Consider the following 7,291-nt stretch of genomic DNA (forward strand, 5'->3'; position numbering starts at 1 on the left):
TCCTTACTTACATTGTTTAGTTTTCAAGGAACACTCGGCTGTTCTCAGCCTGCTGCCGTTTGCGACGACGCGCATGGATGCGCTAGTGTCGAGGGTGTGCCATGGACGGCACGCTTACCCGAGACAGCTTTTATATGTTACCACGGCTTAGCCGCTATGTCAATATCTTTTTTACTTAGCTATTCTTAGCAATAGCTGGTAATATACTCTTCCGTTAATTCATCCAACGCACGACGAATTTCTTTAATGCTGGCTTCATTTAAGTTGAACTGATTTAAATCTCTACTATGCACTAAAGAAGAAAGCTTATCAATGCGAGCTAACAATTCCATTTTTTTCACTTCTATTCACCTCAATTCATTTTGACAGACAAGAGATATAATAGCAGTGAAATTTATATTTGTAAATACTTAAATAAAATTGCAGAAAAGTAAGTTTTCTTATATTGGAATCGAATTTTTCTGAAACCATGTTACAAGGTTATCGACTTGATACCGCCCGTTCGCCGCACCCTCTGCCAAATCAACCATACTATCTTGCGCCGCAACGACATGGTACCCATTCGCCCGTAAAAGAAATAACGCGCATATAAGAGCCGTTCGTTTATTTCCTTCTATAAAAGGACGATTATTAATCATAGAATATAATAGTACAGCTGCTTTCGTAAAAATATCGGCATACAGTTCTTCACCTTCGAATGTTACCAGTGGCTTTGCTAGAATACTTTCCAAAATATTTTCTGCCGCAATGCCAGGCTGGCCGCCAGTACGCTGAATAATTTCAGTGTAAATATAAATGACTTCCTCAAGACTCAGATAGCGCATTTATTTTACCAGCCTCCTAATCGCATACTCATAGTCAACCAATAGTTTATCAACGATTCGGACAAAATCCACTGAAACGTTGTTGTTTTTTACCACAATTGGTTTTAAGATCATCTCCCGCTGCTCTCGATTAATTTCGATGGATACATGAGATCCTTCTCTTAATCCAAGGGCTTTTAACATACTGGCCGGTAATGAAATAACACTACTATTCCCTGCCTTAAATATTTTTCGCACATCCATGGCTTTCTCTCCCTTATTTTAATTGTATTCATTATATACCATTTTTATAAAAACTTACGCACAGCACTGCCGTTTAGGTAGTGGCAGCGTTTTCCCTGAAAGGTATTACGTTTCTCTAACGTTTGTTCTATCTCATCCCGGATCTTCCACCAGCCGGTCTGCCAATTGGTAAACAGTGTATTTTCTTGCGGCGCCCGGCCAATCAAACGCTGTATCACAACATCCGGCTGCAAGTATTCCAAAAATGTAACAACCCTTTCGACATACTCTTCCTTACTAATCAGCTTGATTTTCCCACTCTGATACCATTCAGCCATCAAAGTCCCCTTTACTATATATAAAGCATGCAGTTTCACCTGATCAATGCCAATTGCCGATACTATTTTAGCATTCTCAATCACATCGGTCATATCGTCCCAAGGAAGGTTCAATATTAGATGAGCGCAAACATTCAGATGATACCGTTTTACCCGCAGTACTGCATCCAAAAATTCAGCTAAACTATGACCTCGCTTGATTTTAGCCAAAGTATGATAATTTACTGTTTGCAGTCCCAGCTCAACGCAAATAGTAACCGAATATTCGGCTTGTATTCGTGCCATAACCTCCAAATAACGATCATGAATACAATCTGGCCGGGTCGCAATGGCAATGCCAACAACATCTTTCTGGCAAGCCTCTCGCAAATATCGTTCAAGCAGCCCCGGCGGCAAGTAGGTGTTGCTGAAATTTTGAAAGTAGGGAATAAATCGTTCCGCCTTATATTTCGGACCAATATGAGCCCGATTCGCTGCTATTTGGTCCCCAACCGTCATGGACGCCGGTAAATTCTCGTAGCCCGCTCCTATTTCACCGCAAAAAGCGCATCCTTCATCGCCACACGTCCCATCGCGGTTCGGACAAGTAACCGGCAAGCTGATTGGCAGCTTATAGACTTTTTGTCCATACCGTTGCCGCAGATATTCGGAAAAAAGATTATACCGCATTTAACAAGACCTCCCCGACAGCCAAAAATCTTCCGGTGCAATCACCTGATACCGGGCCTGTATACCGTCCCAGGAAAATAATATAGGCAGAGAAAGGCCCTTTAATTCTTTCTCCGGTAAATAAGCCGCCATTGCGCCGGAAAATACTTCAATATGATAATTCTTCTTGTTATCCCGCCAGGTAGTAAAAAGATAATGCGGTAAATATTTTTTCACTACTGCATCATTCCGCCAAAACCGGTTCTTTTCGTCCGACCACTTGTCTCCGTTCCAATTAAGGAACTCCGCTCCCAGAAGCGTTTTTTCAAGAAGAAGCAGGGCATTAAATCTTAGAAACTCTTCACAAGCCGTTTTTTGTGAAAAATATTTAATTTGGCAAAAATTCCACAAATGATGATATAAGGATTTCGTGTTATGAGCCACTAGCTGTAAATCCCTCTGTTCCCAAAAATCAGCCAGACTCCGGTAGAAACGAAAAGCATCTTCTTGCTCCAATTGGATTAAAAATGGCAGTACATAGTAAAACCTGCCGCTATTATAATACTGGTTAAATACATCTTCCATAATTTTAAGTTGACGAATTTCTTTATACGGCATATAGCGATTTCCCAGCACTTCATAAGGAGCCTTATCCATATAAACATATCCATGTTCAGCCGCTTTCCGCCGAATTCCGCAGCCCTTCAACAATTTTAAAAATCCAATTTGCAGCATATCAGGCTTAAGCTGATAAACATCGTTAAAGGACTTGCCAAATTGCAACAATGTTTCTAATGGCAGGCCAACAATTAAATCCAAATGCACATGAATATTGCCATAAGATAATATTCTGGTTACGTTGTCCACAATTTTGGGCCAATTATTCTGGCGGTGAATTTCCGCTAATGTTGCCTCATTCGTAGATTGAACACCAATTTCAAGTTGAAAACGCCCCGCCGGCACATCTTGAAAAAGCCCCACTACCTCATCGTCTAATACATCAGCTGCAATTTCAAAATGAAAGTTGGTACGGCAGTCCTGCTTAGCCAAAAAACGAAGAATCGGTAAATAATGTTCTTTACGGCAATTAAATGTTCTGTCGACAAACTTCACCTGCTTAACATTATGTTTAACAAACACAGCCAGTTCCCGATAAACTTTGGCAAGATGAGCAAAGCGAACCCCCTCACTGGCGCTGGATAAGCAATATTGACAAGAAAACGGGCAGCCCCGGGAGCTTTCATAATAGAGAATTTTATCTTTTAATTCGTCTAGTTTTTCCTCCTCATAAGGAAAAGGGATATTATCCAATGATTCCATAACCTGGGGACCGCCATTTTTAACCGGTTGTTGATTCTTCCGATATACCAGACCGGGAATTCCAGTCACTTCCTTCCCCTTAGCCAATGCCTCTAATAATAAGCGAAGTGTTTCCTCTCCTTCTCCCTGGATGATATAGTCAATAAAATCATGCTTAGCCATACAATCCACAGAATCATAAGAGACTTCCGGTCCGCCTAAAATAATGACTGTCTGCGGTAAAACCTTCCGAATCATCGCTGCCAAATCAATGATTGCTTCCCTATTCCAGATGTAACAGGCTAACCCCAATACATCCGGCTGTTGGCGGAAGATATCGCTTACAACATCCTGTAAATGATTATTAATCGTATACTCCTTTAGCATGATTTGCTGCGAACAAACCGGACGACAATAGGCCTGCAGACAGCGCAATGCTAAAGAAGAATGAATGTATTTCGCATTCAGTGTAGTAAGTAGCACTTCCATTGATTCACCCGCTTTATATTCATATAGCATCAAGTATATTTGTATTCTTTTCCCCGCTGCCTCTTCAATATCCTTGTAGGAAAACCGTTTTTGAAAAAATCACCGTCAACCATCGAGCAGAATAATATACAGTAAAGTAAACGGAAAGAAGGTGCTGACTATGCGAATTACGATAGATGGGGAGAAAGTACCGGTAAACGTCCGGGTTAGCCGTGATCTTCTGATCACACTAAAAAGCATGGCTAAAACATTACGGTGGAAGATACGCTATGATGCCGCAAACGAGGTCGTGCATTTATTCTCTTCTTCTGCTGATATTTCCTCTGATATCTCCCTGCCCTCCTTTGTCGAAACAGAAAGCAATCGTTTAGCCGGAAAAGTCATTTGCCTGGATCCCGGACATGGCGGAAGCGCCCCGGGATCGGCAGGTCCAACGCAAACGCTGGAAAAAGATAATACACTGGCGATCGCATTGCTGGTTCGCGATAAATTGGAAAGCAACGGTGCCACAGTGATAATGACTCGCGATACCGACAGAAACGTAGCGGTATCAGATGCAGCAGCAAGCGAAGACCTGGAAACCCGTGTCGCTATTGCGAATGAAGCCGGCGTCGACATTTTTGTGAGCATCCATAATGATGCCTTTACCAGTGATACTGAGGCCGGTACCACGACTTTTCATTATGGCGACTGCGAGTCCATTGCTCTGGCAGGATGTATCCAGAAGTGTCTGGTAGAGCAGCTATCTACCAAAGATCGGGGAGTTCGGTTCGCCAGTTTTTACATCATACGGTATACCAATATGCCGGCCGTTTTGACGGAAATAGCCTTTATTTCCAATCCGGAAGAGGAATTGCTGTTAGCAAGTATGGATGGCCGCTCAAAAGCAGCTGATAGCATCTTTCAAGGGATTACAAAATATTTTAAGGTATAAAATGCCACTTTTTTGATACACTAGACAGGATATTCTACCTGATTGTGCCAATATACTTTTATAGGGTTAAAAATCAGTTCAAAGGAGTGTGTCAATGTTTAAAATGCCACAATTAGTACCTATCTTACTCGGCGCCATGCTATTAGGCAGCAGTTCTGGTGAAACCGCCGCCCAAAATACCAGCCATGTTCCTGAGCGCAGCGAAATCCCGGCGCAGTACAAATGGCATCTTGAGGATATTTACACCGACGACAGTGCCTGGCAGGCCGATTTTGACAAACTAAAAGCAAGTCTTCCTCACATCAGCCAATATAAAGGCAAGTTGGCTGACTCACCGCAAAACCTTCTGGATTGCCTGAAAGCCAGGGATGAACTGGGTATTATCAGCGGAAAATTGTATGCCTTCGCCCGAATGCACCGGGATGAGAATGCCGCAGATGCGAAATATCAAGCGTTAACCGGGAAAACAGAATCCCTTCTGGCCGAAGCAGGAGCGGCAACTGCTTTTATTGAACCGGAAATTCTGGCAATACCGGACGCAACTTTAACTGAGTTTCGCCAACAACAAAACGGATTAAATGAATATGGCTTCTATTTTGATAATTTAGTCCGCCAAAAAAAGCATGTCCTATCGCCGGCGGAAGAAGAAATTCTCTCCCGTTCCAGCGAAATCACTCAGGCTTCCGAAAATACCTATACCATGCTGGCTCATGCCGACATGAAGTTTCCGGATACATTGGCTGAAGACGGCAAACCCGTTCAATTGAGCGAAGGACGCTACAGTGCCCTTATTCGCTCAGCGAACCGTAAAGTTCGGCAGGAAGCTTTTAGTAAATTATTCAGCACGTACAACAATTACCGGAATACATTTGCCGCAACCCTTGGCGGAAACGTAAAAAAGAATGTGTTTTATGCCCGCACCCGCAAATATAATTCGACCCTCGAATCATCTCTGGAAGCAGATAACGTTCCCATGCAAGTATACGACAACTTAATTTCTACCGTTCATGATAATCTTGCGCCATTGCACCGTTATGTTGCGCTAAAAAAGAAAGCACTGCATCTGTCTGAAATGCATATGTATGATTTGTATACACCGCTGATACAAAATATTGAGTTCAATCTACCCTATGAACAAGGATTAAAACTGGTACGAAGCGGCGTTGCACCATTGGGACCTGAATATGCTTCTATTTTAGAAAAAGGACTGACTTCCGGCTGGCTTGATGTGTATGAAAATAAAGGGAAACAAACCGGCGCCTACTCCTGGGGAACCTACGGAGTGCATCCTTTTGTCCTGCTAAATTACCATGACAGATATGATGATGTATCTACCGTCGCTCACGAAATGGGCCACGCGATTCATAGTTACTACAGCCAGGCCAATCAACCATACGCTACTTCTTCTTATACAACTTTCTGCGCCGAAGTGGCCTCCACGACCAATGAAGTCCTGTTACTGGATTATATGCTGAAAAACACCAGTGACAAACAGAAAAAAATATATCTGATAAACCAATATTTGGAACAGGTACGGGGAACAGTATATCGTCAGACCATGTTCGCTGAATTTGAGCAGATATTGTACAATAAAGCCGAAAGCGGTGAAACAATTACCGCTGATATGCTGGACACATTATGGCATGAGTTGAATGTGAAGTACTATGGCAATGATATCGTCGTAGATAAAGCCATTGATGTCGAATGGGCCAGAATTCCCCATTTCTATTGGGACTTTTATGTATACCAGTATGTAACCGGGTATTCAGCGGCAACAGCGTTAGCCGAAAAAGTGCTGAACGAGGGCGAGACGGCGCAAAAAAATTATCTCAACTTTTTAAAAAGCGGCGGTTCCGACTATTCCATTGAAATTCTAAAACGGGCTGGAGTCGACATGTCTTCACCCAAGCCGATTGAAGTAACCTTAACCAAATTTTCCTCAATGTTGGATCAATTGGAAAAATTATTATTAGACTCTTGACAATCTGCTGAAACACAGAGTATTATGAGGGAAACGATAATAATTGCTTTTGGCTCGCTGGTGCAGCGTGATTTGACCAACTGACCGGCAATTGTTGGAGTAAAACCCATATTGATGAGGAGGTTGGTTAGATATGACCTACGAGGACAGAGAGCTTACTTGTAAAGAATGTGGAACAACCTTTGCTTTTACTGCTTCAGAACAGGCATTTTATGCCGAGAAGGGGTTCCAAAATGATCCTTCCCGTTGTCCTGCCTGCCGGGCAGCACGAAAAGCACAAATGAACGGCGGCAATCGTCAGCCACGGGAAATGCATACGGCGATTTGCAGCGCCTGCGGTGTGGAAACACAAGTTCCCTTTAAACCGACTGAAGGAAAGCCAGTATATTGCCGTGAGTGCTTCCAAGCTAACAAACGCTTCTAGTAGTAAATCAAAACCACCAGTTGAACTGGTGGTTTGCTCTGGCCCTATAAGGGCCTATTACCTGTGGTAGCACCTTAAAAGGTGCACTGATATGGTCTGACAACCACACTTTTACCACGGGCTGCCCCCTAC

At 42.9% G+C, this 7,291-nt stretch carries 8 protein-coding genes; 3 read left to right on the forward strand and 5 right to left on the reverse strand.

Annotated elements, in window-relative coordinates; genetic code table 11:
• Positions 1 to 185: 185 nt before the first annotated feature.
• From ABFC84_13440 to ABFC84_13460, 5 genes are all read right to left on the reverse strand, one after another.
• A complete protein-coding gene (locus tag ABFC84_13440; GenBank protein MEN6413743.1) occupies positions 186 to 341 on the reverse strand; it encodes a hypothetical protein in 156 nt (51 codons plus the stop codon).
• Between the two features lie 99 nt (positions 342 to 440).
• A complete protein-coding gene (locus tag ABFC84_13445) occupies positions 441 to 824 on the reverse strand; it encodes a type II toxin-antitoxin system death-on-curing family toxin (protein MEN6413744.1) in 384 nt (127 codons plus the stop codon).
• Positions 825 to 1,067 (reverse strand): AbrB/MazE/SpoVT family DNA-binding domain-containing protein, encoded by a 243-nt coding sequence (locus ABFC84_13450; protein ID MEN6413745.1) that lies wholly within the window; start codon positions 1,065 to 1,067, stop codon positions 825 to 827.
• A 44-nt stretch (positions 1,068 to 1,111) separates the two neighbouring features.
• Positions 1,112 to 2,053, reverse strand: a complete 942-nt coding sequence (locus ABFC84_13455; protein MEN6413746.1) for a TIGR01212 family radical SAM protein — start codon at positions 2,051 to 2,053, stop codon at positions 1,112 to 1,114.
• Positions 2,054 to 3,820, reverse strand: coding sequence for a DUF4080 domain-containing protein (locus ABFC84_13460; GenBank protein MEN6413747.1), 1,767 nt, complete (start codon positions 3,818 to 3,820; stop codon positions 2,054 to 2,056).
• Between the two features lie 160 nt (positions 3,821 to 3,980).
• On the opposite strand from ABFC84_13460, the gene ABFC84_13465 reads away from it, so the two are divergent.
• The 3 genes from ABFC84_13465 (at position 3,981) to ABFC84_13475 (ending at position 7,159) form a co-directional block, all read left to right on the forward strand.
• Entirely contained in the window at positions 3,981 to 4,754 is a 774-nt protein-coding gene (locus ABFC84_13465) for an N-acetylmuramoyl-L-alanine amidase (GenBank protein MEN6413748.1), read from the forward strand.
• 94 nt (positions 4,755 to 4,848) lie between these two features.
• Complete coding sequence (pepF, locus tag ABFC84_13470) at positions 4,849 to 6,735, forward strand: oligoendopeptidase F (protein ID MEN6413749.1); 1,887 nt, start codon at positions 4,849 to 4,851, stop codon at positions 6,733 to 6,735.
• 133 nt (positions 6,736 to 6,868) lie between these two features.
• Entirely contained in the window at positions 6,869 to 7,159 is a 291-nt protein-coding gene (locus ABFC84_13475) for a zinc-ribbon domain containing protein (protein MEN6413750.1), read from the forward strand.
• Positions 7,160 to 7,291: the final 132 nt, after the last annotated feature.

The organism is Veillonellales bacterium (assembly GCA_039680175.1).
In the GTDB taxonomy this organism is placed as follows: Bacteria; Bacillota; Negativicutes; order JAAYSF01; family JAAYSF01; genus JBDKTO01.